This window comes from Mycobacterium sp. IDUB_37, from assembly GCF_055419245.1.
The window spans coordinates 660,621-685,978 of record NZ_JBVAXG010000003.1; the positions used below are offsets into that span (position 1 = coordinate 660,621).

25 protein-coding genes and 1 pseudogene are annotated in these 25,358 nt (G+C 65.0%); 10 read left to right on the forward strand and 16 right to left on the reverse strand.

The features are described 5' to 3' along the window. Positions 1-27: 27 nt before the first annotated feature. From ACZY1I_RS13715 to ACZY1I_RS13735, 5 genes and pseudogenes are all read right to left on the reverse strand, one after another. Complete coding sequence (locus tag ACZY1I_RS13715; protein WP_463754936.1) at positions 28-1,131, reverse strand: hypothetical protein; 1,104 nt, start codon at positions 1,129-1,131, stop codon at positions 28-30. Next, the gene (locus ACZY1I_RS13720; RefSeq protein ID WP_463754937.1) at positions 1,121-1,978 is read right to left on the reverse strand and encodes an ABC transporter permease; all 858 of its coding nucleotides are present in this window, start codon (positions 1,976-1,978) and stop codon (positions 1,121-1,123) included. Before ACZY1I_RS13720 ends, ACZY1I_RS13715 begins: the two co-directional genes overlap by 11 nt. Further along, the gene (locus ACZY1I_RS13725; protein ID WP_463755132.1) at positions 1,968-2,723 is read right to left on the reverse strand and encodes an ABC transporter ATP-binding protein; all 756 of its coding nucleotides are present in this window, start codon (positions 2,721-2,723) and stop codon (positions 1,968-1,970) included. The genes ACZY1I_RS13720 and ACZY1I_RS13725 overlap by 11 nt, the downstream gene beginning before the upstream one ends. 65 nt (positions 2,724-2,788) lie before the next feature. After that, positions 2,789-3,782, reverse strand: a pseudogene (locus ACZY1I_RS13730) (ABC transporter substrate-binding protein). A gap of 173 nt (positions 3,783-3,955) precedes the next feature. Next, complete coding sequence (locus tag ACZY1I_RS13735; protein WP_463754938.1) at positions 3,956-6,307, reverse strand: CehA/McbA family metallohydrolase domain-containing protein; 2,352 nt, start codon at positions 6,305-6,307, stop codon at positions 3,956-3,958. Positions 6,308-6,384: 77 nt separating this feature from the next. Between ACZY1I_RS13735 and ACZY1I_RS13740 the strand changes: the two genes are divergently transcribed. Then, the gene (locus ACZY1I_RS13740; protein ID WP_463754939.1) at positions 6,385-7,290 is read left to right on the forward strand and encodes a LysR family transcriptional regulator; all 906 of its coding nucleotides are present in this window, start codon (positions 6,385-6,387) and stop codon (positions 7,288-7,290) included. Here ACZY1I_RS13740 and ACZY1I_RS13745 read toward each other — a convergent pair. Beyond that, positions 7,268-7,849, reverse strand: coding sequence for a TetR/AcrR family transcriptional regulator (locus ACZY1I_RS13745; RefSeq protein ID WP_463754940.1), 582 nt, complete (start codon positions 7,847-7,849; stop codon positions 7,268-7,270). The genes ACZY1I_RS13740 and ACZY1I_RS13745 overlap by 23 nt on opposite strands. 95 nt (positions 7,850-7,944) lie before the next feature. Here ACZY1I_RS13745 and ACZY1I_RS13750 point away from each other — a divergent pair, with 95 nt between their 5' ends. Genes ACZY1I_RS13750 through ACZY1I_RS13760 form a run of 3 tightly spaced genes read left to right on the forward strand, consistent with a single transcriptional unit; the run spans position 7,945 to position 10,377 of the window. Beyond that, a complete protein-coding gene (locus tag ACZY1I_RS13750; protein ID WP_463754941.1) occupies positions 7,945-8,352 on the forward strand; it encodes a hypothetical protein in 408 nt (135 codons plus the stop codon). Continuing rightward, a complete protein-coding gene (locus tag ACZY1I_RS13755) occupies positions 8,349-9,827 on the forward strand; it encodes an FAD-dependent oxidoreductase (protein ID WP_463754942.1) in 1,479 nt (492 codons plus the stop codon). The genes ACZY1I_RS13750 and ACZY1I_RS13755 overlap by 4 nt, the downstream gene beginning before the upstream one ends. Positions 9,828-9,843: 16 nt before the next feature. Continuing rightward, complete coding sequence (locus tag ACZY1I_RS13760; RefSeq protein WP_463754943.1) at positions 9,844-10,377, forward strand: hypothetical protein; 534 nt, start codon at positions 9,844-9,846, stop codon at positions 10,375-10,377. Here the strand turns inward: ACZY1I_RS13760 and ACZY1I_RS13765 are convergent. From ACZY1I_RS13765 to ACZY1I_RS13800, 8 genes are all read right to left on the reverse strand, one after another. Beyond that, on the reverse strand, positions 10,372-11,427 hold the full coding sequence (locus tag ACZY1I_RS13765) for a ketopantoate reductase family protein (RefSeq protein ID WP_463754944.1): 1,056 nt from the start codon (positions 11,425-11,427) through the stop codon (positions 10,372-10,374). The genes ACZY1I_RS13760 and ACZY1I_RS13765 overlap by 6 nt on opposite strands. 96 nt (positions 11,428-11,523) lie before the next feature. Further along, on the reverse strand, positions 11,524-12,588 hold the full coding sequence (locus tag ACZY1I_RS13770) for an LLM class flavin-dependent oxidoreductase (protein ID WP_463754945.1): 1,065 nt from the start codon (positions 12,586-12,588) through the stop codon (positions 11,524-11,526). Beyond that, positions 12,588-13,094: an SRPBCC family protein gene (locus ACZY1I_RS13775; protein WP_463754946.1), complete on the reverse strand. Its 507-nt coding sequence runs from the start codon at positions 13,092-13,094 to the stop codon at positions 12,588-12,590. Before ACZY1I_RS13775 ends, ACZY1I_RS13770 begins: the two co-directional genes overlap by 1 nt. Before the next feature lie 21 nt (positions 13,095-13,115). Next, positions 13,116-13,589 (reverse strand): winged helix-turn-helix transcriptional regulator, encoded by a 474-nt coding sequence (locus ACZY1I_RS13780; RefSeq protein WP_463754947.1) that lies wholly within the window; start codon positions 13,587-13,589, stop codon positions 13,116-13,118. A 43-nt stretch (positions 13,590-13,632) separates the two neighbouring features. Then, on the reverse strand, positions 13,633-14,412 hold the full coding sequence (locus ACZY1I_RS13785) for an SDR family NAD(P)-dependent oxidoreductase (RefSeq protein ID WP_463754948.1): 780 nt from the start codon (positions 14,410-14,412) through the stop codon (positions 13,633-13,635). A 102-nt stretch (positions 14,413-14,514) separates the two neighbouring features. Further along, positions 14,515-15,639 carry an LLM class flavin-dependent oxidoreductase gene (locus tag ACZY1I_RS13790; RefSeq protein WP_463754949.1) on the reverse strand — a complete coding sequence of 375 codons (1,125 nt, stop codon included), beginning with the start codon at positions 15,637-15,639 and terminating at the stop codon, positions 14,515-14,517. 5 nt (positions 15,640-15,644) lie between these two features. Beyond that, entirely contained in the window at positions 15,645-17,036 is a 1,392-nt protein-coding gene (locus tag ACZY1I_RS13795; protein ID WP_463754950.1) for an NtaA/DmoA family FMN-dependent monooxygenase, read from the reverse strand. A gap of 26 nt (positions 17,037-17,062) precedes the next feature. Further along, positions 17,063-18,235: an LLM class flavin-dependent oxidoreductase gene (locus tag ACZY1I_RS13800; RefSeq protein WP_463754951.1), complete on the reverse strand. Its 1,173-nt coding sequence runs from the start codon at positions 18,233-18,235 to the stop codon at positions 17,063-17,065. Between the two features lie 526 nt (positions 18,236-18,761). Between ACZY1I_RS13800 and ACZY1I_RS13805 the strand changes: the two genes are divergently transcribed. The 4 genes from ACZY1I_RS13805 to ACZY1I_RS13820 all read left to right on the forward strand — a co-directional run bounded on the left by ACZY1I_RS13805 (position 18,762) and on the right by ACZY1I_RS13820 (position 22,518). Next, positions 18,762-19,283, forward strand: a complete 522-nt coding sequence (locus tag ACZY1I_RS13805) for a DUF4345 domain-containing protein (RefSeq protein WP_463754952.1) — start codon at positions 18,762-18,764, stop codon at positions 19,281-19,283. Between the two features lie 15 nt (positions 19,284-19,298). Next, positions 19,299-20,516 (forward strand): GNAT family N-acetyltransferase, encoded by a 1,218-nt coding sequence (locus ACZY1I_RS13810; RefSeq protein WP_463754953.1) that lies wholly within the window; start codon positions 19,299-19,301, stop codon positions 20,514-20,516. Between the two features lie 164 nt (positions 20,517-20,680). Further along, the gene (locus tag ACZY1I_RS13815; RefSeq protein WP_463755133.1) at positions 20,681-21,310 is read left to right on the forward strand and encodes a TetR/AcrR family transcriptional regulator; all 630 of its coding nucleotides are present in this window, start codon (positions 20,681-20,683) and stop codon (positions 21,308-21,310) included. Then, a complete protein-coding gene (locus ACZY1I_RS13820) occupies positions 21,307-22,518 on the forward strand; it encodes an acyl-CoA dehydrogenase family protein (RefSeq protein ID WP_463754954.1) in 1,212 nt (403 codons plus the stop codon). Before ACZY1I_RS13815 ends, ACZY1I_RS13820 begins: the two co-directional genes overlap by 4 nt. A 9-nt stretch (positions 22,519-22,527) precedes the next feature. On the opposite strand, the gene ACZY1I_RS13825 is transcribed toward ACZY1I_RS13820, so the two are convergent. Then, the gene (locus tag ACZY1I_RS13825) at positions 22,528-23,217 is read right to left on the reverse strand and encodes a hypothetical protein (protein WP_463754955.1); all 690 of its coding nucleotides are present in this window, start codon (positions 23,215-23,217) and stop codon (positions 22,528-22,530) included. 150 nt (positions 23,218-23,367) lie between these two features. On the opposite strand from ACZY1I_RS13825, the gene ACZY1I_RS13830 reads away from it, so the two are divergent. Together ACZY1I_RS13830 and ACZY1I_RS13835 are read left to right on the forward strand one after the other, a co-directional pair. Then, complete coding sequence (locus tag ACZY1I_RS13830; RefSeq protein WP_463754956.1) at positions 23,368-23,808, forward strand: hypothetical protein; 441 nt, start codon at positions 23,368-23,370, stop codon at positions 23,806-23,808. Next, positions 23,801-24,391: a DUF998 domain-containing protein gene (locus ACZY1I_RS13835; protein ID WP_463754957.1), complete on the forward strand. Its 591-nt coding sequence runs from the start codon at positions 23,801-23,803 to the stop codon at positions 24,389-24,391. The genes ACZY1I_RS13830 and ACZY1I_RS13835 overlap by 8 nt, the downstream gene beginning before the upstream one ends. On the opposite strand, the gene ACZY1I_RS13840 is transcribed toward ACZY1I_RS13835, so the two are convergent. Further along, a complete protein-coding gene (locus tag ACZY1I_RS13840; protein WP_463754959.1) occupies positions 24,378-25,187 on the reverse strand; it encodes an enoyl-CoA hydratase-related protein in 810 nt (269 codons plus the stop codon). The genes ACZY1I_RS13835 and ACZY1I_RS13840 overlap by 14 nt on opposite strands. Positions 25,188-25,358 lie beyond the last annotated feature (171 nt).

Sequence of the window (25,358 nt, forward strand, 5' to 3'; positions counted from 1 at the left end):
CACCATGTCAGCACTACGGACCCCGGGTCAGCTCCACTCGAAGGGCCGGTGCAAGGTGATTGTGCGTTCCGCAGGCTGATACCAGCCCTGCGGCGCGTGCTGGTCGGTGTGCAGGTAGCACTGCACACGAATCTCTTGGCTGCCGGGTGTGAAGGTGAGCAGCCTGCTGACCGGCAGCGTGGTGATCGGCATGTGGTGTCGACTCAGCGATGCGACGTTGAGAAACCAGGTTCCCCAACGTTGTTCGATGTGCGTCTTGCCGCCGTGGTTGTCGTCGGGATGGGTGTGGGTGTGCCCGGCCAGCCACAGCGCGACCCGATCCGGATGATCTGCCAGGAAAGATTCGAACCGTGCCGAATCTGGTTGGCTGTCAACCCAATAGAGATAGGACGCTCCGTTGGGCGTTCCCTGGGTAAAAGGCCGGTGGTAATGCTCATGCCATTGGCCGTCAGATCCCCTACGTACGCCTTCCCACTCCCCCGAGGCGACGGTGGTGTCCTTGAGCACGTAGTGGTGCACCGAAATGACATTGAGCTCGGGGTGGCTCAAGACCATGTCCTGCCACCACTGAAAAGTCTCACCGCTGACCACGCCGCCGGGATTTCCGCCCAACGTGCCACGCCCGACCTTCTGAGTCGGCTCATTGCGGTCGCTCATCATCAGAAAGAGCAGGTTCCCCACTTGAAATGAGTACCGCTCCCAGGACCCGGTGGTCGGGTAGCGGCGGGCTTGCGGGTCTACTCCGGAGGATTCGGTGTGCTCGCCCAGTGGGTCGATCCATTTGCGCCACCACCACGCTTCCGACTCGTCCAGGCCGCTGCGATCATGATTGCCGCACACGCTGTAGATGTCCTCGCGGCGGTGCTTGCGCAATGCCGCGAACTGATCACGGATCTCGAGTCCTTCGGCGTCGTCGGGTAGGTGGTGATGCGCCCCCGACATGTCTCCGACGTCGAGCGCCAGATCCCAGTCGAAAGGCGGCCCCCCATCGTCGCCGCCACTCTCGGAGTGAACGATGGCCTCCGCCAGACTGTCTCGGCCATGGAGCTTGTCCGTGCCCACATGCGCGTCACCGAATGCCCACAGCCGAAACGGTTCTCCTCCGGCGGGGCCGTTGCCGTCAGGCGTCATGGTGATCCAGCAGACCCCAGCGACGCCGGACGGCCCGGTCTGCCGCGCTGAACAGCGCGTCGACGACGATCCCGATCGCGAGAATCACGATCATCACGGCGATCGCCGACGGCATGTCGGTGAGGTTCTGGGCGTTATCGAGAAGCACGCCAATCGAAGACTCGTTGGCGACCAGCACGACGAGTTCACCGGCCATCAGACTGCGCCAGGCGAAGGCCCAGCCCTGCTTGAGTCCCGTGACGAACATCGGCAGGGCGGCCGGCAAGATTACATACCGGCACAGCGCAACGGAATTCAGCTGCAACGTTGTCGCTGCCCGCAACAGCAACGGCGATATGTGGTCGACACCGGCGATCACCCCGATTGCCACCGACGGTGCGGCACCGATCACGATCACAAAGAGGATCGCCGAAGTATGTAGACCAAAGAAGATGATGGCGAACGGGAACCAGGCAATCGCGGGCATGGTCTGTAGGCCTGTGATCAGCGGCCCGAAGGCGCTGCGCAACAGTCGATTGCGGGCAATGAGTGCGCCGGCCACGGAGCCGATTGCCGCCGCGAGGACGAATCCGGTTACCGCGCGGCCCATCGTGGTGGTCACCGCCTGCCACAGCAACTCCTGATGCAGTTGCTGCCAGAGGTTCTCGCCGACGGTGGCGGGCCCGGGCAGCACGTAACGGGATTTCCATCCGCTCAGCACGACCAGTTGCCAGGCGCCGAGCACCACGGCGATGCCGATCAATTTGGGCCACAACACGCCGACCAGTCGGTGTGCGACACCGCGGCCCCCCAGCCCGGAGTTCGCCGGCCGGGCCCGACGGACGGCGTCGGTGAGATCAGTTGCCATTGCTGTCACTTCTGTTTCGATCAGGTTGGTCGCTCCGATTTAGCTTCTCCGTGATGTGCGCGGCCAGTTCCGCGACTTCGGCGGTGTTGATGTCGCGGGGCCGCGCCAGTTCCACGGGAAACTGTTCGACGACGGTCGCGGGTCTCTTGCTCAGCAACACCACGCGGTCGCCGAGGCGCACCGCCTCGCGGACGTTGTGCGTCACGAAGACGACAGTGAGGTTGCGGGCCGCAACGATCCGTTCCAGCTCGGCCTGCAGGCGGTCACGCGTCAACGCATCAAGGGCGGCGAACGGCTCATCCATCAGCAGCACATCGGCGTCCTGAGCAAGCGCGCGAGCCAGCGCCACCCGCTGCTGCATACCACCGGACAACTGGTGTGGGCGCTTGTCCGCGAAATCCGACAAACCAACAGTCTGCAGCAGTTCGCGAGCGGTCGTTCGCCGCTGGCGGCGGGGAATCGCCCGCGCCCGCAGCGCAAGTTCGACGTTCGCCGCCGCGGTCAGCCACGGGAACAGCGCCGGCTCCTGGAACATCATGGCGACGCGGTGCGTGCCGGTGTCGACCGATCCGGAACTCGGCTTGTCGAGCTTGGCGATCAACGACAGCAGTGTGCTCTTACCGCATCCGGAAACCCCGACGACGCAGACGAATTCGCCTGCGCCGACGGTCAGCGACAGCGGGCCCAACGCCGCTACCGACGTGTGCCCTCTGCCGTAGTTCTTCGCTACCTGGTCCAGGCGCAGTGCCGGCGGATCTGGCTTATCGGCAATGGTTTTCGGCACCTTGACACCCGGTAATACGGTCATTGTCACGCGGCCACCGCCGGCTTACCGCCCGCCGCCAGCTCGTGGTTGAGTGGTCCCAGATCGAAGATCCCGTCGAGGTTGAGCGGCTGCAACAGGCCGACCGCAACGGCCTTGCGGACCTGGTCGTTGAGCGATTGCACGCCAGGATCATTGGTGAACGTTGTCTCTTGGAACGATGCCGTCAACACCTCGGGCGACAGGCCCTGCCCCAGCGCCTTGGTCAGCGTGGCGTTGGCCGATCTCGCAGCCGCATCGGGGTTGTTGTGAATTGCTTCATTGGCCTCGATCTGCCCGCGCACCAGGCTCGCCACCACGTCGGGGTGGGCGGACAGGAACTCCTGGCGAACAACCAGAATGGTGATGGTGTTGGGATCATCCCAGAGCCGGACGCCACCGGCGTTGACCAGTTGCACATCGTAGGGCGCAGACTCGATGGCGCCATCGATCTGATTGCTGACGAACTGTTGCACGATCGCCGATTCCGGCGTGGTCGGCTTGATCGCGACATCGCCGCCCCCCTGCGGGTTGGTCTTCAATCCGTTCTTCAACAGCCAATCGCGCAGGCTGACGTTCCTGCGCGCCGCCGAGCGCGGGATCGGCGACCGTTTTGCCGCGCAGATCCGCCGCCGTCTTGATGCCCGGCTTGACGACCATCGAGGTGCCGCCGGTCGCGGAGCCCGAAATGATCTTGATGGCAGTGCCATTCGACCGCTGCCAGGCGTTGAATGCCGGATTCGGGCCGACGTAGGCAGCATCGAGCTGGCCGGCCAACAGCGCCGTGGTTTCCGCGGTGCCCTGGCCGAACGGTTGCGGCTCGAACTTCACGTTGGGTCCGAGATTCCTTGCGAAGGCACCGTTGTCGATGCCGACCAGGGCCGACGCGTGGGTGACCCGGGTCAGATAGCCAAGGCGCAGGGTCACACCAGACGACTTCGACGTAGCGGCATTGCCGGAGCACCCGACCAGAGTCGCCGCTGCCAATACCGTGGAAATCATTGCCAGATAGAAAGATTTGGAAAGCGACACGGGTACTCCAGAAAAAGAATGTGAATTGGTGACAGGGTCCGGGCCGGCGGCAGGTCAGCCGGCGATGCGTGAACCCGGACACGCCGCGCGAGTGATGCGACCGAAGTCGACGTGTCTGCGCCGGATCAGTGCGCGATTCCCCATCAGCTCGGTTCCGTTCGGGGCCGTGCGATGAACAGCGGACTGGTCCACACCTGGTGCCCGTCGCGCTGGGTGGCCCGCAGATAGATCGCGCTGTGCTCGCGCGGCAGATGCGCCGCCACGGCACCACTGACGGTAGTAGGCAGCGTGGCGGGTTCGGCGATGCGCTCGGCGCGGATTCGCAAGTTCAAGCCGCCGGCACTTTCCTCCCGCCAGGATTCGGCGAGCAGTTCCGCACCGGTCACCGTCATGCTCACAGATTGGTCGTCCTCGAGCACTGTGGTCTCGATGTGAAGCCGGGCTTGCGCGAGGTCGGAAACGCGCACAATGACTCCGATGTCCGAACCGTAGGTCGCGGTGCGCCAACTGACGACCTGGTCGGCCTGCTCGATCGTCTGTTCGGGATGACTTGCCGCCCAGGGCGTTACCGAATTCAGCGACGTTCCCGCGACACTGAGCCGGCCCGCCCAGCTTGCCCAGCGGTAACGGTCGCGGTGCCGGGCACCGCCCCACCGAATCCGTACCAGCGAATCCGACAATCCCGTTTCCGCGTTCAGGTCACGCCGCCAGAGTGGGCCCCGAGTGTCGTACAGCACCAACTCTTCCCAGCCGGTGCTGCCGTATACGGCGTAATCGATGTCGAGTTCCGCAGCAGCGGTGAGGATTTCGTCGCCCATCCAGTCGTTGCCGCTGTGCAGCAGGGCAACTGACCGACTACCCGTGGTGGCCCAGGTGCGCCGGGATCGCAGCGCCTGTCCAACGTGAGCGGCGGTGAGATCTCCGGCGAGTACGCCGGTCAAACCGCCATGGCCGCCAAAGATATTGGCGCCGGGCGCGCCGCCGCCGGGTCGGCCTCGATGCTCGTCGCTGGCAGCGCTGGCGCCGACCTTGATCCCGCGTGCGAGGGCATCCTCGAGGAACCACGGGCTACTGCCCCAGGTCGAATGCACCTCGATCAGGCGCTCCAGTTCGGGGTGATGCCAATCCAGCACCGCGCGCCGACCCCCGACGTGCGGTATCAGCAGGTATGAATCGGGTTCTTTCTCGTACGCCGCATACAGTTCGGTGATCGGCCAGGTTTGGGGCGTCGGCGCGGTGGCGGACATGCCCTGACGCCACTCCAAAGACCTTGCGACGGTGGTGTCCTCGCCGAGGAACACGACATTGTGATCGCCGCCCACGCCGGCGGTTCCGCACCATTCCACGCCGGGGAAGCAGACGAAGTGCCCGTCTTTAGACGCTTCGCGGCAGGCCGCGACCACGTCCGACCAGGCACCGTCGGTGATCTGAAAGTCGTTGGCGGTGTACCCGAGTATGTCCAGGCCGCCGATATCGCGGCCGTAGCGCAGGTTCCAGTCGGTGTCCTGCGTTCCGACTGTGTCGTTGGAGTGCACGTGCAGATCGCAGAAATAGGCGCGGGGCGCGGGCAATTCGGTGACGATGTCGATCTCGGCGACGGTGGGCCCGAACGCCGCGTCGCCGACCTGCGCACTCACCGCGATGGAAGCCGTTCGGGCGGGCACGTCGAGCACCGCCCGTGCCCATCCGGCCGTCGGAGTCGTTGCGGTGGTCAGGATTTCACTGCTTGCGTGCGCGTGTATGACCGCAGGGACGTCACGGCATGCGTTTCCCCAGCGATCCTGCAGGTGCGCGTGCAAGCGCACGGTCGACGTCCGCGGACTCACCACCCGTGGGCCGTGTACCACCAGTTCCGCGGGCGGCCCGGCGACGACGGCGAGCTTCGTCAATCCGGCATGGGCCATCCGCGAAGTGCCGAGTGGATCGACGTAGAGATGGATTTCGAAGTCATCCTCGACGAAGGTCTGCACACGGGTGCCGGGGCCTCCGAACTGTCGATCGCCGAGCCGGATCTCGATGACGTCGCCCGGGCGCAGGTAGCCGTCGACCACGTGTACCAGCAGAGACTTCTGAAAGGGCCGCTCGCCGCCTTTGACGTCATATCGGGTGGTCAGCCGTCGAACCGTGGCCGCCCCGTCATCGGATGCGCCGCCGATCAAGGAACGACTGACCAGCGAGGCGGTCGCGTAGTCACGACCGGACGGGTCGGTGGTCTGCAGATCCCAGTCGGAGTAGTAGCGGAAGCAGAGCTTGAGCCATCCGCTGTCGGCGATGCCGGAAAGGCCGACGGTGTAGGTGAAGACGAGTTCCGCCGTCTCTCCGGCGACGACCTGCTGAGTCCGGCAAGTCAGAGTGCCCAGGAACGGCAACCCCTCGAACTCGGCGTTGATCCGATCACGGACCTCGACCGACGAGCAGTCATTGGTGCGCAACCCACCGGTCGGGCGCACGACGACCGGGACCGGCCGCTCATCGCGAAGTGCGCCTGCAGACATCTACCAATTCTCGGGTTGATTCACTTAGACGTCCAGCGCATAGATATGATCCGATCAATCATCGAAAGTGATCAATCATGAACCTGCAGCAGCTCCGCTATGTGCTCGCGGTGGCCGAGACGTGCAGTTTCACCCGCGCCGCAGACGGCTTGTTTGTGGTGCAATCGGCGCTAAGCCAGCAAGTCCGCAAGCTCGAGGGCGAGCTTGGCGTCCAGATCTTCAATCGCACCACCCGCTCGGTCTCACTGACACCCGCCGGTGAGGCCCTGATGCCGCTGTTGCGCCAGGTGATCGCCGGTGTCGATCAAATCGCCGTGGACGCGCAGGCGCTGCGCGGCAGCGTGATCGGCAGGCTCACCGTCGGGATGATGGAGATCCCGTCCGAAAGCCTGGATGTCGCAGCGCTGATGGGAACCTTTCACGCGCGCTACCCCGACGTCACGGTGACGCTGCGCAGCGGCGGCAGCGACCTCCTCGTCCAAGCGACCCGGGACCGCAAGCTCGACGTGGCCATCGTCGGCTCGGACGTTGCACAGTCAGCCGACGGTTTGTCATTCGAGCACCTATTCACCGAGTCCCTGGTCGCCGTCCTACCGGTCCGACATCCGCTCGCCGCCAATCCCACGGTCTCACTGGGCCAACTGGCCGAACTCCCTTTCATCGACTTCCCGCCCGGGTACGGGCTGCGGCGCGAGACCGACCGCGGATTCGCCGGAGTCGAGCGACGCGTCGCGTTCGAGGTCACCCGCGTCGACGAGGTCATTCACTTCGTGTGCGAAGGCCTGGGCGTGGCATTGCTGCCCGAATCGGTGGCGCGCACCCGCGCCAAAGTGAATGCGGCGCTGGTGCTGCTACCCGTGCAGGGCGCCGTACTGCGACGGGAGGTTCACCTCGTGGCGCCCAGAGCCCAACTTCGCTCTGCCGCCACCCACTCCTTCATGCAGTGCGTTCACGAACACATCAGTGATCATCAGCAGAGTTGACGGGACCGGTCAGGTAGTGCACGAGCACCGGCCGTAACCATTCGGTCAAAGTGGCGTCGTCCATGTCGGCGATCGCCGGGATGCCCAGGATGTAGCGTGCCGTCGCGAGCCCCAGCACCTGCGATCCGACCAGCGCGGCGCGCTCCGCAGCGCGATCGGACACCAGCGTGGCCAGCGCCGGAGCCACCCGGTCGACAAACACACTGAGCAGGGCGTCCGCTGCGGCCCGATTGGTCGCCGCCGCACGAAGCAACGGAAGCAACGGCCCCTGCGGCCCCCAGATGTTGATGAACAACGGGACCAGGACGTCGGCAACGCGGTCGAACGGAATTCCGGCGAGATCGGGAAACTTGATATCGAATTGTGAAGCAGCGGAGAATAATTCGGCCTTGCTGCCAAAGTAGTGCATGACGAGCGCCGGGTCGACGCCAGCCGCTGACGCGACCGATCTGATGGTCGTGCGCTCGAAACCGTGGTTGCCGAACTGCGATCGCGCGGTCGCCAGGATCGAGGCTCGAGTTGCTTGTCCATCGCGCGCTTCACGCGCTTTCGCGGGCATATCAGCAGTGTATTCAACAACTGTTGACATAACCAGTGCGGAGCGCTAACGTTGATTTCAACAGTTGTTGAACTCGAGGCGGGGGGGTCGCGAAAATGCCAGTCACAGCCATCCAGATCGGACTCGATCCTGATGTGATCGATTGCTCCGCGCCCGACTTCGCGCAATTTCCCGGCCTGACCACCGAGAAGCTCCGGGCCGCCAACGACGGCAACGTCGCTGCGCTGCGCGCCGCCGGCTACCACGTCGACAACTGCCTCATCGACTTCGGCGACGCAGGTGCCGACAAGGCGCGGCGGTGGCTGGAAGCCAAGCAGTACGACGCGGTGCTCATCGGCGCCGGGGTCCGACTGGTCGCGAGCAACACACTGCTGTTCGAGTCGATCATCAACACCGCACACGTCACACAACCCGGCTGCCGATTCGTCTTCAACTACGCAGCCAAATCAACTCCCGACGACATCCGTCGTTGGTACCCGCAACCCGAGGCGGTGGCGCGATGAACATCAATCACGTGGACGTACTGGTAGTGGGTGCCGGTCCGGCAGGACTCACTGCGGCCGGCGACCTGGCCCGCGCCGGTCGGTCGGTGACCGTGCTCGAGCGCTGGCCCTCGGTCAATCCGTCCAGTCGCGCATTTGCCACCATGGCCCGCACACTCGAAGTTCTCGACGCCCGGGGACTGGCCGACGATCTGTTGGCGCACTCCCATAAGGCAACGGGAGTGACAGTCTTCGCGGGCGGACACATCGATCTGACGCACCTCGACTCGCCCTACCAGTTCGTGATGGTCACCCCGCAAACCAATGTCGACCGGGCGCTGGCCGGCTACGCCGTCGAGCAGGGCGCCGATGTCCGCCGCGGCGTTGAGGTCATCGGTATCGACCAGGACGCCGACGGTGTGACCGTGACCGCACGTCCGCACGGCGGCGGCACCGAAATCCGTTGGCGTGCAGCATTCGTGATCGGCGCCGATGGGGCGCACAGCACGGTGCGTGATTTGGTCGGTGCGGAATTCCACGGCAAGACGATCTTGTCGTCCATCGTCCTTGCCGACGTGAAACTCGCTCACGGGCCGGCTGACGGCGGCCTCCGCGTCGGTAGCACTCGCAACATGTTCGCGCTGCTGGCCCCTTACGACCGGCATGACGCGGAGGGCTCGTGGTACCGAACGATGGTCTGGGACCGCAATCACCAGGTGCCCGACAGCGAACCAGTCGATGATGACGAAATTCTCAACATCCTTGCCCAGTCGATGGGCACCGACCTCGGCGTCGTCGACGTGCAATGGAAGTCCCGATTCCACTGCGAGGAAAGACAAGTCGCGCAGTATCGGCACGGCCGGGTTTTTCTCGCCGGCGACGCCGCACACGTTCACTCCCCGATGGGCGGACAAGGCATGAACACCGGTATCCAGGACGCGGCCAACCTCGCCTGGAAGATCGGCGCCGTGCTCGAAGGTGCGGATGATTCGGTGCTCAACACCTACCAGGACGAACGCCACCCGATCGGCAAGCGGGTGCTGATGCAATCCGGGCTGCTGGCTCGAGGCATCACCCTGCATCCGAGGATTGCGCGCGCAATACGAAACTTCTTGGTGCCCAAAGTGCTTCGTGTTCCTCGAGTGCGCGACACCATCGCAGGCAGCTTGGCGGGCACCGAATTGCGGTACGCCCACGGCGATGACGAGAGTCCACTGGTGGGGACCCGCGCCACGCAGATTCCATTGACGCAAGGACGGCTCACCGAGTTACAACGGGTACTGCCGGGGTTCGTGCTGATTCGCGAGCATGGCGCTGAGCAGGTCGATGCGATCGATCTACACCAAGCCGAAAGGTCCGACGGCGGTCCGGCAGTGCTGGTTCGTCCCGACGGCTACATCGCCTGGGCGGGCAATTCAGCTGACCGGTCCGGTTGGACTGCCGCGCTGACGCGGTGGTTGGGAATCGGCGTGTGGGCCTGGGCGCACATCAGGTAGTGGGAAGATTACCGGGGTGAACATACCGATGCCAGGTGTCGGTGGCGGACCACCCCAATGGCCACCACCACACTTGCCGCAGCGTCCTATACCTCCGGTGCACCACACCTGGGTTGCTTCTGCCGGCGATGGAAAACGTTTGTACTGGAATGCGTTCCGCCGCACTTTCGGCGTCTGGCGACTGGGAATCTACCTGGCGATGCTGGCCTTGATCAGCGTTCTCGCGATCCTCGAGCCGGCCGCGGGCATGCCTGGGCTGATCGGCCTGGTCGTCTTCGCTGTGCTATTGGCCGTACTGGTAATTCGTCGCAGCAATATCGCCGACATGTACATGCAGCCGGGTTCAGTGTGGGCGACGGGCTTCGGCGCCAACGAACTCCTGGTCATCACGCCGGTCAACACGCTGATCGCCGACTACGCTGCGCTGGCCCCGCCGCGCGACGCTGGGCTCACTGTTCTTGTTCGCGTTCGACACGGAACCACCCTCTTTCTGCCCCGGGAGCTGGTTCCGCCTGCGGCGTTTTCGCTTCTCCAACAGCGCACCTCATGATTTCGGGTTCAACCCGAGCAGCTCTGTCAGTTGGTCCAGCGAGTAGCGGTTCGGCCCGAGGCCGTTCCGGATCGCTGCACGTGTCGCGGACGCCAAGGCGGCATTGAGCGGCGCCGCGATACCGCATCGGTGAGCGAGCCGGACGATCTCTCCGTTGAGGAAGTCCGTCTCCACATTGCCGGTCTCGCGGCTCATCGATTGCCAGGTCGAGTTGCTCTGTCCGCCAGACCATCCGGGTATCGGGCGGATCGTCGGTCCGTCCTTGCGCACCTCTTTGGACATCTCGAACGGAACGAATTCGATTCCCGCACAATTCAGTACGCTTTCGCCTTCGCGGCGCACGGCAGCCAACACCTCGGTTGCTGCGGCCGCGTCGGCGGACAGGGCGCCGATGGCGTTGCCGAGGTTGCTCAGTAGCTTGTTGTACTTCCACGGGGCGACATCATCAGGAAGGCGCACCCGGACGCCGGCGGTGCTCCACGTTTCGGCAAGCCCGGTCAACAGCTCGGCATCGGCTTGGCTGCTGACCGTCGCGGGCCATCGTGCGATGTGGAACTGACCGACTACCGGCCACGACCGTACAATCACCTCACCAGGTTCGAGGTGTACGGCGGGCAACCAGACGCAGACGCCGAAAACTCGCCGGAAATAGCGCAGCGCTTTCTCCTCGGCTGCAACACCATTGAGTGCCGTCAGCGCCGGCAGCACGTTACCTGCGGTTCCGACCAGATCCTCCGGGCCATCGGTGCCCCAAACCGGCTGATCCACCCATTCCTGCAGTGCGGCGTCGAGTTGCTGGGTCTTGGTCGCGAAGACCAGCACGTCGCGCTCGGTCAGCCGCACGTCCTGGGGCCGCGACGCCGCGCTGACCGGCGTGTGAAAGGTGCCGTCCGGCGTTCGCAGCGTCATCCCTGCCGTCGCCAACGCCTCGGCATGTCGACCTCGGGCGACCAACACCGTACGAATGCCCGCTCGTGTCAGTACGGCGCCCACGGTGCCGCCGATCGCACCGGCGCCGACGATCACGTATCGGCGGTCGTCTTGATCCAAAGCCGCACCCCTCCCGTCGATCCACGAATCTCCGACGTGCGCGAGGTTACGTTGCCTTCCTGACAGCCTCTCTGATAGACATTGCCAGCTCAGACGTCACGATGTCGCGGGGTGGCCGATCTCGCGCACCAGCTCGATCGCGCGAGCCAAGGTGGAAAGTCGCGCGTCGAGACTGTCTCCTGCCGGGTAGAGCCGCACGGTGTTGACGCCGGCGTCGCGCCACACCTGCAACCGTTGCCGCACCATGGTTTCCGTGCCGATCAGCGTGGTCGCCAACACCATCTCGTCGGTCACCAGGCCGGCGGCGCCGTCGCGGTCGCCAGTCTGCCAGCGCTCGCGGATCTCGGCGGCGATGTCGGCCCAGCCCTGCCGGCTATAGGCCTGGTTGTAGAAGTTCGTGGACGCCGAGCCCATGCCGCCCAGACTGAAGGCGAGTTCCTTCTTGCGGCCCGCGACCATTTCCCGCAGCACATCCTCGTCGGCGGCAAATGCCACTTCGGCGCCCTGGCAGACATCGAGATCGGCGCGACTGCGTCCACTTCGCGCCAAACCCTCGTCGAGGTAACCGAAGTAGGCGTCGCCGGCACCCTCGGGCACGAAACTGGTGCCGAGCCAGCCGTCGGCAATCTCACCGGTGAGGCGCAGCATGGCCGGGGACAGTGTGGCCAGGTAGATCGGGATCGGGTGTTCGGCGCGCGCCGACAGGCGCATGGGCACCGCTTCCCCGCCCGGCACGGGAATGTGGAACTCTTTGCCGGAGTAGGAAATCTTGCCTCCACCGAGCACCTGGCGAACGATCTCGACGGTCTCTCGCACCCGCGCGAGCGGTCGCGCGAACGACACGCCATGCAGGCCCTCCATGACCTGCGGACCGGACGCCCCCAGCCCGAGCAGAAACCGTCCCTCCGACAAATTCGAGAGCGTGATCGCGGTTTGCGCCACCGCGACCGGCGTGCGCGTGCCCACCTGAAGGATCCCGGATCCCAACAGCATTCGATCGGTACAGGCCGCGTAGTAACCCAGCGCCGACGGCGCATCGGAGCCCCAAGCCTCGGCAACCCAGCAGATATCGAGTCCGAGCTTTTCGGCTTCGACGACGAAGTCCCTGCCGTCGCGCCACTGCGGAAAGCTTGCTGCTTCGATCGTCGTGGCGGTGCGCATCAGCTCTCCGCCAGTTTCTTGATCTGCTGCAGGGTGAATCCCATGTTCTGTTCGAACTCGCGCATGCGGACGAACACGATCTTCTGCTCCTTGTCCGGCATGCGCTCGATCGCAAATGACAACCCGGATGGCGCCGGACCCATCTGCATCCACTGATGGAGCTCGGTCCCGCCGTCCCTGGGTTCGAGGCGGAAGCGCCAGATGGCCGTCGGGTTCGTCGGGTCCTGGACTGCCCAGGCGAACACTGTCTCGGGCTCGCACTCGACCACGTGCGACGTGGTCGACCACTCACCCAGCGAGTCGTGCTTGTTGTACCCGACGAACCGCGCGCCCACGGCGGCATGGGTGACGCCGTCCAGCCATTCGATCGAGTCGAGCTCCTGGCTCATCGTCGGCATCAGGCCGACATCAGACACCAACTCCCACAACCGCTTTGGCGACGCATCGATCCACGTCTGCACCTCCACGGTGGGTTTGTCCGCATAGCGCGCACCCGTCCACTCCATTGCGGGCTACCTCCATTCAGTTCACCGGTTGCCGCGATGCATGATCAGACCGCGGCCGACAACCGGCTCGGTATCGCGCGCATTGATGTCCTCGCCACATTCCGAACAGACCACCTGCACGCCCACTCGGTGCCCACAGGGCTTGTGCAACAGTTCAACTGGCGGCGCCGGTAGACCAGTCCATTCGTTGCCCCATTGCATCAGGGCGACGTAGACCGGAAACAACGCGCGGCCCTTGTCGGTCAGCCGATACTCGTTGAGCTCGCGCGCGGCATGCTCGGCGTAGGGCCGACGTTCCAGAACTCCTTGGGCGACCAGCAAGTTGAGGCGGTCGGTGAGCACATTGCGAGCCAGGCCGATGCCCCGCTGGTAGTCCTCGAACCGCCGGGCGCCGTTGAACGCCTGGCGCAGGATCAACCAGACCCACCGCTCGCCGACGATCGCCGCGGACCGGGCGACCGCGCAATTCTCGTCAAGCAGATCGGCGTGCTTCACATCGACGAGGATAACGCAGGGTAGTTGCTTTTCAAAACTAGAATCATGCGATCGTCAGGCCGCCGTCGACCACCAGCGTGGCACCGGTGACGTAGGACGCGGCCGGGCTGGCGAGGAACACCAGCGCCGCGGCGAGCTCGGCCGGGTCGCCAGGCCGTCCGGCAGGTAGTCGTGACAGTTGGCTGTCGATGTAGCCCTCCGGGAACTCATCGGTCATCTCGGATGGAAAGAAGCCCGGAGCCAGCGCATTGACGCGGATGCCCTTGCGCCCCGTCCACTGGCCGGCCAGATCCCGGGTCAGGCCCGCCACTCCGGCCTTGCTGGCCGAATAGGCGGCCTGCGGCAGCCCGCCGCTCATCAGCGCGATCACGCTGGCGACGTTGATGATCGAGCTACCGGGTTTCATCACCCGGCCACAAGCTTGGGCCATCCAGTAAGAGCCGTTGAGATTGATATCGATCACTTCACGGAACTGCTCGGGCGTTTCGCGGGTCGCCGGTACGGCGGTGCCCTTGCCGGCGTTGTTCACCAGCACGTCGACGTGGCCGAAGTCGGCCATCGCCAACTCGACGACCTTCTGCGCGTCTTCGGGACGCGACACGTCCGCGGTCACCGTCAGCGCACGCCGGCCCCGATCCTCGACCAGGGCGCGGGTCTGCTCGAGGCGATCGGCGCGGCGCGCAGCGAGTACCAGATCGGCACCCGCCTCGGCAAGCGCCTCGGCGAACGCGACGCCCAGCCCCGACGAAGCCCCGGTGACGATCGCCACCTGCCCATCGAGCCGAAATCGGTCGAGCACCGTCCTGGGAGTCGCGGAAGTCATCTCGGTCCTTTCCTTGGAGAAGCTATCAGCTAGTTGCAAACTACTACTACTAGCCAGGTAGCGTGTGAAGGCATCCCCCGAAATGGACGACGTGCCAGGCGTCTACCGGCGCGCCCACTCCTGCGCAAGCAGCCGGTAGGACCGCACCCGATCCCGATGGTCATGGGTAATGGTGGTGACGAGCAGCTCGTCAGCCTGGGTCGCATCGCGCAGCCGCTCGAGCTGATCCGCTACCTGGGTGGCAGATCCGACGAATTGTGTGTCGACCCGATCGGCAACGAGTTTGCGGTCGCAGTCGGTCCAGGTGTGGGCACGGGCCTGCGTCGGAGTTGGATAGGGAATCGCGCCCTCGGCCGTACGGATACTGCGCACCCACAGCCCGTAGCCGGTGGCCAACTCCCGGGCGGTCGCCTCATCCTCGGCGACGACGACGTCCGCCGAGACCGCGACATATGGCCGGTCCAGCACCGCCGAGGGCTGGAATGCCGCCCGGTATGCGTCACTTGCCTCGAGTACCGAAGCCGGGGCGACGTGGTAGTTGGCAGCGAAACGCAGTCCTCTTTCCCCTGCGACGCTGGCACTCTCCCCGCCGCTGCTGCCCAGGATCCAGATTTGCAGATCTGCTCCGGCGCCGGGCACCACGTGGGCTTCCTCGCCTTCCGGGGAACGATAGGTGTCGGCAATGAAAGCGAGAACATCGTCGATCTGCTCGGTGTACTGCTGCGATTCCGCGCCAGGCAGCTGCAGCAATGTTTTGTGCAACGCAAAGCGCGGCGATTGCAACACCGGCGCCATATCGAACTTCGCCGGAATCAACAGTCCATTCGGTGATTTCCCGTTGCCCGCCGCCCGCGAGCCGGCGCCGACGGGAATTGCCGATGGCGCCGGTCGGCCGCCCGAGCGACCCAACCCGAGATCGAATCGGCCCGGGTGCAGCGCATCGAGCAATCCGAACTCTTCCACCGTGGACAAGGCGGTCCGGTGCCCCATCTGCACGGCGCCGGAACCGAGCCGGATCGTCGAGGTGTGTGACGCGGTCAAGGCCAGCAATACCGCGGGAGAAGTGCCGGCCACCCCGGGATTGAGGTGATGTTCGGCGAACCAGTACCGCGTGTAGCCCAGCTTCTCGGCATGCTGAGCCAGGTCGATACTGTTGCGTAACGCTTGTGCCGCAGTCGATCCCGAGGAGATCGGCACCAGATCGAGGACCGCCAGCGGAGTGGCCATGATCGTCAAGAAGCCGATCTGGCGGCATCGTGGTCGACGGACCGCCGGGGAACAGGCAGTTGCGCCAGCCCCAGGTGCTCGCGCAACGTGGTGCCCTCATAGTCGGCGCGGAAAACCCCACGCTCCTGCAGCAGCGGTACCACCTGATCGACGAATGGGTCCAGCCCGCCGGGCGTGATGTGGGGGACCAGGATGAATCCGTCACTGGCATCAGCCTGTACGAGTTCGTTGAGTTTCGCGGCGACCGTTTGCGCTGAGCCGATGAAAGATTGGCGGCCGGTGACCTCGACGATCAGTTCGCGCGTGGTCAGCCTCTCCGCTTCGGCTTTGGCCCGCCACTCGTTCGCGATTGCTACCGAATCCCGGAACATCCGAACACTGGCCCGGCCGCGGGAGATCGTGTTCTCTCCCACGATCGGGTCGACGGTCGGCAGCGGACCGTCCGGGTCGTGGTCGGAAAGGTCGCGGTTCCAGAGCTGTTCGAGAAACTTGATCGCCGTCTGCGGCGACACCTGCGCAAGTCGTACCTCGTGCGCGATGTCGGCGGCCTCCGCGTCGGTGTCGCCGAGCACGAAGGTCGCGGCCGGCAGGATGAGCAACTCGTCACGACGGCGCCCGTAGCGGGCCAACCGCCCTTTGACGTCGGAGTAGAACGCCTGGCCCTCCGTCAATGTGCTGTGCCGGGAGAAGATCGCGTCCGCGGCTGCGGCGGCGAAGTCTCGGCCGGCCTCGGAATCACCGGCCTGAAAGATGACCGGCCGTCCCTGCGGGCTTCGTGGCACATTGAATCGCCCGTGGATGTTGAAATGGGCGTCGCTATGCGCGAATTCGCCGGCGTTCGGATCGGACAGGAAGACGCCGCTGTCTTTATCCGCAACGACTTCGTCTCCGCGCCAAGAGTCGAACAGCTCATTGGCTGTCTGCAGAAAAGTCTGCGCGCGCTGGTAGCGCTGATCTTCCGCGAGGAAGCCCCCGCGCCGAAAGTTCTCGCCGGTGAACGCATCCCAGGAGGTCACCACATTCCAGGCGGCCCGACCGCCCGACAGGTGATCCAGCGAGGCGAATTGCCTCGCCACCTCATAGGGCTCGTTGAAGGTGGAGTTGATGGTGCCGGTCAGACCCAATCGGTCCGTGACTGCCGCGAGTGCGGCCAGCACCGCGAAAGTGTCGGGACGGCCGACCACGTCCAGGTCATAGATCTGGCCGTTCTGCTCGCGCAGCCGCAAACCCTCGGCGAGGAACAGGAAGTCGAACTTGCCCCGTTCGGCGGTCTGCGCGAACTGCGCGAACGAACTGAACTCGATGTGGCTGCCGGCCGCCGGGTCGCTCCACACGGTGGTGTTGTTGACGCCGGGGAAGTGAGCGGCCAGGTGAATCTGCTTGGTTGGCTTGGTCATTGCGAATTCCTTGGTTGCTGATCAGATCACGCAATCGCGTATCTGTTGATAGGCCGGGACAACCCGAGCAGACCCCGCAGCGTGTCGGCTTCGTAGGCAGTCCGGAACACCCCTCGGCGGCGCAACTCGGGTACCAGAACCTCGGTGATCTGGGCCAGATCATGGGGAAGGGCCGCGGGACGCAGCCGGAAGCCGGAGAGACCGGCCGCATGCCACTCCTGCAGCAGATCCGCCAACTGCGCTGGCGTGCCTACGAAAACTCCAGCGTCGCCGACGTATTCGACACCGGCCTGATCGTCGAGTCGCTGTCGTCGCGATTGCGCTGCCTGCTCGGTGTGATCGAGGAACACCGTCAGGTCACCGAAAACGTGCACGGTGTCCTGGCCTCGGCCGGCGGCACTCTGCAGTGCCCGGATCTCGGCCACGATTTCCGAGGCATGCGAAGCACTATGCGGGGTAACGAATCCGACGTCCGCGCTGCCGGCAATCAGTTGGTAGGCGACGGCGACGTGACCCAGGGCGGCGACGACGGGCTGCCCCTGCGGTGGGCGGGGCGTGATGGAAGGTCCTTTGACCGAGAACCAACGTCCTTCGAAGTCGATGTAGTGCAACTTGTCCCGGTCGACGAACCGTCCTGTCGCGGTGTCCCGGATCTCGGCGTCGTCCTCCCAGCTGTCCCACAACAGGCGCAGCACCGCGACGTAGTCGGCGGCCTCGGCAAAGTAGTCACCAATCTGGTTCTGGCCAAGCGGTTCGCGACGGCCGAAGTGCGCTGCCACATCCGGGCGGCCGGCGATCTGCACCCGGACGCCGGCCCGCCCGGTACTGACGTAGTCGAGCGTGGCAATGGACTTCGACACGTGAAACGGCTCGGTATGGGTGACGACCGCTGTGGGGATGAGACCTATTCGCTTGGTGCGCGGCGCAACTCGCGCGGCGATCAGCGCCGCGTCCAGGCGCCCGCGAACACGATCGGTCCGTTCGTCGGCCAGGAAGGGGTGATCCGATTGCAGCGCAAGCGAATCCTCGATCGTGACGAAATCCAATGTCGCAGCCTCGGCCAGCGCCACCAGATCCACCCAGTAGTCGGCGTCGAGCAGTTTGTCCGGTCGGGCGTCGGGTTCGCGCCAAGCGCCCGGGTGCCATCCGGCGCCGTCCAAAGCCACGGCGAGGTGAAGGGGAACTGAGGAATCAGGCATTTGCGGGTGCCCCGCTTTCGTGTTGGTGCGATCCAGCAATCAGGGAGATTGGTGCCGGGCTGAGCCGCCGAACATGATCAATGCGTCGGCGGCTACGAACACAACAGGTTGGGCGGCAGCACGCCGAGCGGCGGCAGACCTAGGCAGCGGCAACCACACGCTTGTGTCAGCATGTCGCCTCCTGCCTTACCGCTCACCTGCCCTCGACCACAGCGTAGTTACGGCCACCGGACGCCGCCGGTTGCCAATTCACCGCTTGTGGGCTTGCCGTTGGCACAACGCCAGGCTCCGCCAAAATCATCCGCATCCTGACCACGCATTTCGTGATCGATTTCACCGACGTCGACAATCGGGGGAGGACCAGCGCGTTTGCCGAACGAATTGCATTCTGCGCGTTTTTAACCCGCGCCGCGGCCGACGGCTGGGTGTACTTTCAGTACCCTGATTGCCAGCCATTCCTGCAGCGCGTTAAAGAACCTGCGGCCAATCGTGTTCGTGCTGAACAACTTTGCTACCTCATCGAGCGGTGCTGTCCAAGAAGCTGCTCGATGAGGTCAAAACGCTGTACAACCAGAACTGGCCGATTCGCTTGGACAGCTCACCCACCGATGAGAAGCTGTTGGGCATGAACTCCGATGGTGGGCGCCGGTGGCTGCAGTTCGTCGTAGGAATCCTGGCGGCCATCCCGTTCCTGACAGGTCTGGCCGGGATGGTCGCCGGCCCCTCGACATTGCCCGGCGACACCAGCCGCTTCGAATCCAGCGCCGACAGCGAATACCGCTTTGCCTCGACCTTCTGGTTCGCTGCCGGGCCGGCGATGTGGTCCACTCTGCCTGGCATCGAGCAGAACGGCGCGCGATTCCGCGCCGTGTGCGGCACCGTGTTCCTCGGGGGCCTAGCCAGATTGCTGTCCTGGCGGGCCACCGGCCGCCCGCATCCGGTATTCGTCGGCGCGATCGGGCTTGAGCTTGTCGGCATGCCGGCGCTGGTCGCCTGGCAGGCGAAGATCCAAACTAGATCCCGTCAGCTCAAGCTGACATCAGCCTGAGTGCATGATGGCTAGGTGACCCGCGAGATCCGGATTCTCGACACCGAGGAAGACCTGTTCGCTGCGGCAAAGCTTTTCCGTGCCGCCATGGTGGGCCTGCCGCCGCTACCGGACCTCTCACCAGGCAAGATCGCCACGCTGCTCGAACCCGGCCGGACCATCGGTGTCTTTGTCGGACAGCAACTGGTGGGTACCGCTGACGCGGCTAGCGGCGAACTCACACTGCCCGGTGGAGCGCTCGTCGGCCATGCTGCCGTGACGCACATCGGCGTGCTGCCGTCGTTCACCCGGCAAGGCATCGCCACCGACCTGGTCCGCCATCAATTGCGCGACTTCGCCGAACGCGGCGAGGTGGTCGCGACGTTACGGGCATCGGAGGCGACCATCTACGGACGGTACGGCTACGGCATGGCGAGTTCGATGCAAACCGTCGAGGTTACGACCGCGCGCGCGGCGCTGCGTCCCGGCGTCGGGGCCGGCGGTCCGGTACGGCTGATCGAGACGGCCGACGCATGGGACGTGCTGCCCCGCGTCTGCAGCGAGCATCGCCCGTCCCGGCCCGGAACCATTGGCAGATCCCCGGTTTGGTGGCAGAGCCTGCGGGCCCGAACCGAATCCTCGCCTGGACCTTCGTATATCGCGGTGCACGGCGAGCCGGGATCCGAATCGGGTTTCGCCCGCTACCGGCCCCTCGATACCGAACGTTGGTTCATCAGCGATCAGCGGACCATTGCGGTGGAGGACTTCTTCGCGCCCACCATGGACGCCTATCTGGGTCTGCTGCGCTTCTTACTCGGGCTGGATCTCGTTGATCGCGTGGTGTTCCGGATGCTGCCGATCGACGACCCGTTGCCCGGGCTCCTGGTCGATCGACGGGCTGCAAAGGTCGCCGCGGTGTATGACGAAACGTGGCTGCGCGTCGTCGATGTCGAAAAGGCTCTGGCCGCACGCCGATATCTCGGCGATGGCGCAGTCACCATCGCGGTCAATGACGCTCTCGTGCCTGGCAATTCAGCCAACTTCGCCATCACCGGCGACGGCGCCGAACCGACGGACCAGCGCGCAGAGCTACACGTCGACATCGAAGGGCTCGGTGCCGCAATGCTCGGCGGCACCACGTGGCGCAGTCTCGCGGCCGCCGGACTGGCCCGCGCCGATGATCCCGCCGCGCTCGACGCAGCCGACCGGTTGTTTGCGGTACCGGATGCCCCGTTCGCCGGATTCTTCTTCTGAACTGTTCGTCGTCGAACTCGTGCGCGGCCGGCGTTGAGTCTGCGTCCACGGTTGTGTTTTCACGGACTTTCCCGCCGTAGCCGCAGTGTCAACGGCACCCCTGCCTCGGCGGCAGTACCCGTCGCCGATTTCCCTCGAGGCTGGTGAGTGAGTACTCTCTCACCATGGTCCCTTCCGGACGTGACCGCCTGTTGGCCGAGGCTCTGCAGCTTTTCGCCGCCAAGGGGTATGCGGCGACGTCGGTGGCCGACATCCAGCGGGCATCGGGGCTGGCACCGGGCTCGGGCGCCCTCTATAAGCACTTCGGGTCCAAGCGCGAGCTGCTGGAAGCAGCGGTCGCGCACCGGATCGACAGCATCGTCGCCGCGAGGGAGATGTACGACGCGAGAGATCCGAAGAGCCTCGAAGACGCGGTCCGCACCGCCGGGCAGCTGATCTGGAGCAACTTCAAGCAGAGCGAGGACCTGCTCAAGGTGATGCTGCGCGAACCCGATGAACTCGGCGATCTGGACGAGAAGACCTGGCAGGTCATCACCGACAACGCCTATCAACGTTTCGCCGACGAACTGATCGCATCCAACCGGTCCGGCCGCACGCAGATCCCCGATCCTGAGGCCACCGCGGCCACCGCGATCGGCTCGCTGTCCTACGCCGCAACGCTAGAGGCGTTGACCGGCCGGTTGCCGGGCAATATCGCCGAAGACCGCTACTTCGAGGCCTGGGTGAAGCAAACGCTCAGCGTCCTCGCGCAATACCGAACTCCCAGAAACCTCAATCAGGAGCAACCAACGTGACTTTTTCATTGGACCTCAGCGACGACGTGATCGAAGTGCGCGACTGGGTGCACAAATTCGCCACCGACGTCATCCGCCCCGCCGCCGCCGAATGGGACGAGCGGGAGGAAACACCGTGGCCGGTAATCCAGGAAGCGGCAAAGGTCGGGTTGTACTCGCCCGACTTCTTCGCCCAACAGGCCGGCGAGCCGACCGGGCTGGGCATGCTGACCGCCTTCGAAGAGATGTTCTGGGGCGACGCCGGCATCGCACTGTCCATCATGGGTACCGGCCTCGCCGCCGCGGCACTGGCGGGCAACGGAACTCCCGAACAAATCGGCCGCTGGCTGCCTGACATGTTCGGCACTCCGGGAGAACCCCAGCTCGGCGCGTTCTGCTCGTCGGAGCCCGACGCGGGTTCCGACGTCGGAGGTATCCGCACTCGCGCCCGCTACGACGAGGCAACCAGCGAGTGGGTGCTCAACGGCACCAAGACCTGGGCCACGAACGGCGGTATCGCCAATGTGCACATCGTGGTGGCATCCGTTTACCCCGAGCTTGGCACCCGCGGCCAGGCCAGCTTCGTCATCGGGCCGGACACCAAGGGCCTCGCTCAGGGGCAGAAGTTCAAGAAACACGGGATTCGCGCATCGCACACCGCTGAAGTAGTGCTCGACAACGTCCGCCTGCCTGAGGACGGGATCCTCGGTGGCCGGGAAAAATTCGAGGCGCGGATCGCCCGGGTCAAGTCCGGTGCGTCCACCGGTGGGCAGGCCGCGATGAAGACCTTCGAGCGCACCCGACCAACCGTCGGGGCGATGGCTGTCGGCGTGGCCCGGGCCGCGTACGAGTACGCACTCGACTACGCCAGTCAGCGGGAGCAGTTCGGGCGCAAGATCGGTGAGTTCCAAGCGGTGGCGTTCAAGCTGGCCGACATGAAGAGCCGGATCGATGCGGCCCGGCTACTGGTCTGGCGGGCCGGTTGGATGGCGCGCAACAATAAAAACTTCGACAGCGCTGAAGGGTCGATGGCCAAGCTGGTGGCCAGCGAGACCGCGGTCTACGTCACCGACGAGGCCATCCAGATCCTGGGCGGCAACGGATACACCCGCGACTACCCCGTCGAGCGGATGCATCGTGACGCGAAGATCTTCACCATCTTCGAGGGCACCAGCGAGATTCAGCGACTGGTGATTTCGCGGGCACTGACCGGTTTGGCCATTCGCTGAGCGACCCGATCAGGCCAGCATCTTCCACTCCCGGCGCGGCGCACTCGTGGAGCGGACCGCACCGGCGCTGGCACCGATAGGACTGTTGCCGACAACGCTCAGGCCGGCCAGTCGACGCCAGGACCGGATGGCGTGACGCGTCATCTCCACAATCCGGGGCGCGCCGCCCACCAGGTTCGCCAATCGGTGGGCGCGCAGGGCGTTGCCGGTCACCGCGTCCAGCGTGTCCCAGGCTTCGGCATCAGACAGCGAGGTCGATTGATAGGCGGCTCGGACCGCGTACTTCTCGGCACACGGCGACATCCCGGCACTGATCTCACGCGCGGCGCGGGCGGCCCGGTCCCAGCTGGCGATGTCTGGCATCTCGCCCGGGCCGAGGGTGCGATGCAGTTCGGCGATATCGAAGATCGCTTCGGCCGCAGCGCCATCGGCGTAGCGGACGACACCCCAGGGCGGACTGATCAGCAGCTTGGACACCCACGGATGGATGACGGTTGCGGGCGCCTCCCCCTCACAGGCGGTTCCCACGGTCAACCAACCCAGATCAAGCGCCAGCACGGCGTCATCCGGCGAGAGGTATCCGTCGGGACCGGCCAGTTGGTCGTTGCACAACTGCACGAAAGCGGCCAGCGGTCGGGCCGACGTCGCGGGAAAATCGGTGATCTGCTCGTCGCCGTTGATGTACGAGATCACGTTCATGGCGCACCCTGTTGCGGATCCCGCCTGGTGTGATCCCCGCGCAAGCCTCAACGGGTGGGTAATGCGCTCAAGATCCATAGTGAATTCTATGACCGGCCAAGTTGCGGCGCCTCGCGACACTTCGGCCGGATGACTGACATGATGGGGCCCATGTCGGTTGCATTGATTTCGGCGTTTGATCGGGCGGCTCCAGACGAAAGTGAAACCGTCGTAGGTTCGGTCGCCGTCATCGACAGCGTCGCGGTAGCCGGAGCGGCGGCGGTCGCGGGCAGCGTCGCGGTCGCAGGGTCGGCGTCGGCCGCAGGAAGCGTCGCGGTCGCAGGATCGGTTGCGACGGCAGGCAGCGTCGCGGTGGCGGGGTCAGCGATCACCGCCGGCAGCGTCGGGGTGATCGCCAGCCTCATGACGGTGATGTGCGTCGCCGTCCGGGAGTGTGTGGCGTGCATCGGATGTATCGCGTGCACCCGGTGCGTGGCCTGCATCGCGTGTGTTCGCTGTACCGACTGCGTCGGTTGCGTCGGATGTGTGAACTGCTCGGGGCTCCGAAACGTCACGGGCGCCAGAAACATTCACGTGGCGCCGGGTGCGTGATCGCGGTGCCGTCCTCTGGGTAGTGGGAGTGGTTGGCTACCTGTTTCTCGAAGCCTTCACCGCCGCCGGTTATCGGCCTGCCTACAGCTACGCGCGTAACTACATCAGCGATCTGGGCGTGACCGGGTCTCGGACGCATCTAATGCACGCGGCGTTCTTCTTGCAGGGCAGCATGTTCCTACTCGGAGCGCTGTTCATCGCGGGCACTGCGCGCCGCAGATTGGTGTACCTGTTCCTGGCACTGTCCACCGCGAATGCCGTCGGCAACATTCTGGTCGGCATCCTGCACAGCGGGAAGGTACACACCTTGGGGGCCGGCCTGGCGATCGTAGGCGGCAACGCCGCGATTCTTGCCGGTTCGGCAGTGGTCGGGCCGCTGCGTCGTTGGTACCTCGGCACATCCAGAGTAATTGCGGCCCTTGGATTTTTATGCCTTCTCGGGCTGCTGCTCGGCTGGACCTCAGCAGCGCCACCGCTACTGCCGATCGGCGTGTGGGAGCGCGGCAGCGTCTACTCGATCTTCGTATGGCAATTGCTGACCGCGGCCTGTCTCCTGCGTGCCAAACGAGTCACTTGCCAGTGAAGTTCGGTGGCCGCTTCTCCAGGAATGCGCGCGGCCCCTCCTTGGCGTCGGCCGAACCCATCACCGCCATACCGAGTTCGAGTTCGCGAGGGAAGGCCTCCGCCTCGGTCTTCTCCAGGTTCTCGATCACCGACGCCTTGATATTGCGGACCGCCAGCGGCCCGTTCGCCGCCACTTGCTCGGCCACCTCGCGCGCCCGGCCGAGCGCACCCCCGGCGGGAGTGACGTGGCCGACCAGGCCGATTTCGTAGGCACGCCGACCGGAGATGGGGGTTCCCGCGATCAGCATCTCCATCGCCACGGTGTACGGGATCTGCCGGGGCAACCGGATGGTCGACGCGCTCATCGGGAACAGGCCGCGCTGCACTTCGCTGATGGCCAACCGCGCATCCTCGGCTGCCACCCGGATGTCGAACGCCTGCAGGATCTCCATCCCGCCCGCGTAGCAGTAGCCCTCGACCGCCGCGATGATCGGCTTCTTGACGTAGTGGTCCTTGAGAAAACCCTTGTAGATCAACGAGAAATCGGTCCTGACGCGCTCCTCGAACTCGTTCTGCGGCGGCTCCCCGGCGATCAGGGCGCCTACCAATCGATCCAAATCGGCACCTGCCGAGAAGTTTCGGTCCGCGCCGGTCAGGATTGCGACCCGCAGATCAGGATCGTCGTCCAACAGGTCCCAGGCGTCGGCGAGGCGGCACAGCACTTCTGGATTGAAGGCATTGCGCTTGTCCGGGCGATTGATGGTGATTGTCAGGATGTGCTGGTCACGTTCCAACAGCACTGCCGCTTCTGCCACGTACTGCTGTCTAGCACGAAAACCGCTTCCGGAGAAGTGCGCGAACCTGCGCTCAGCGAGTCGAGACTGCGGTCAGCGCGCAAAATCCTCAGGATCAAGCACTGGACGCAGACTCGGCGCCGCCAAGCGACGCGAGTCCTCTGCTTGGGAATAGCGCCGCTGCCGAGGGTG

Coding starts and splice junctions, on each gene's coding strand:
- ACZY1I_RS13800 (WP_463754951.1), bottom strand. CDS start 18,235: ATGCCTGATTCCTCAGTTCCCCTTCACCTCGCCGTGGCTTTGGACGGC.
- ACZY1I_RS13815 (WP_463755133.1), top strand. CDS start 20,681: ATGGTCCCTTCCGGACGTGACCGCCTGTTGGCCGAGGCTCTGCAGCTT.
- ACZY1I_RS13750 (WP_463754941.1), top strand. CDS start 7,945: ATGCCAGTCACAGCCATCCAGATCGGACTCGATCCTGATGTGATCGAT.
- ACZY1I_RS13770 (WP_463754945.1), bottom strand. CDS start 12,588: ATGCGCACCGCCACGACGATCGAAGCAGCAAGCTTTCCGCAGTGGCGC.
- ACZY1I_RS13825 (WP_463754955.1), bottom strand. CDS start 23,217: ATGAACGTGATCTCGTACATCAACGGCGACGAGCAGATCACCGATTTT.
- ACZY1I_RS13720 (WP_463754937.1), bottom strand. CDS start 1,978: ATGGCAACTGATCTCACCGACGCCGTCCGTCGGGCCCGGCCGGCGAAC.
- ACZY1I_RS13790 (WP_463754949.1), bottom strand. CDS start 15,639: ATGGCCACTCCGCTGGCGGTCCTCGATCTGGTGCCGATCTCCTCGGGA.
- ACZY1I_RS13745 (WP_463754940.1), bottom strand. CDS start 7,849: ATGCCCGCGAAAGCGCGTGAAGCGCGCGATGGACAAGCAACTCGAGCC.
- ACZY1I_RS13785 (WP_463754948.1), bottom strand. CDS start 14,412: ATGACTTCCGCGACTCCCAGGACGGTGCTCGACCGATTTCGGCTCGAT.
- ACZY1I_RS13740 (WP_463754939.1), top strand. CDS start 6,385: ATGAACCTGCAGCAGCTCCGCTATGTGCTCGCGGTGGCCGAGACGTGC.
- ACZY1I_RS13755 (WP_463754942.1), top strand. CDS start 8,349: ATGAACATCAATCACGTGGACGTACTGGTAGTGGGTGCCGGTCCGGCA.
- ACZY1I_RS13735 (WP_463754938.1), bottom strand. CDS start 6,307: ATGTCTGCAGGCGCACTTCGCGATGAGCGGCCGGTCCCGGTCGTCGTG.
- ACZY1I_RS13795 (WP_463754950.1), bottom strand. CDS start 17,036: ATGACCAAGCCAACCAAGCAGATTCACCTGGCCGCTCACTTCCCCGGC.
- ACZY1I_RS13775 (WP_463754946.1), bottom strand. CDS start 13,094: ATGGAGTGGACGGGTGCGCGCTATGCGGACAAACCCACCGTGGAGGTG.
- ACZY1I_RS13830 (WP_463754956.1), top strand. CDS start 23,368: ATGTCGGTTGCATTGATTTCGGCGTTTGATCGGGCGGCTCCAGACGAA.
- ACZY1I_RS13715 (WP_463754936.1), bottom strand. CDS start 1,131: ATGACGCCTGACGGCAACGGCCCCGCCGGAGGAGAACCGTTTCGGCTG.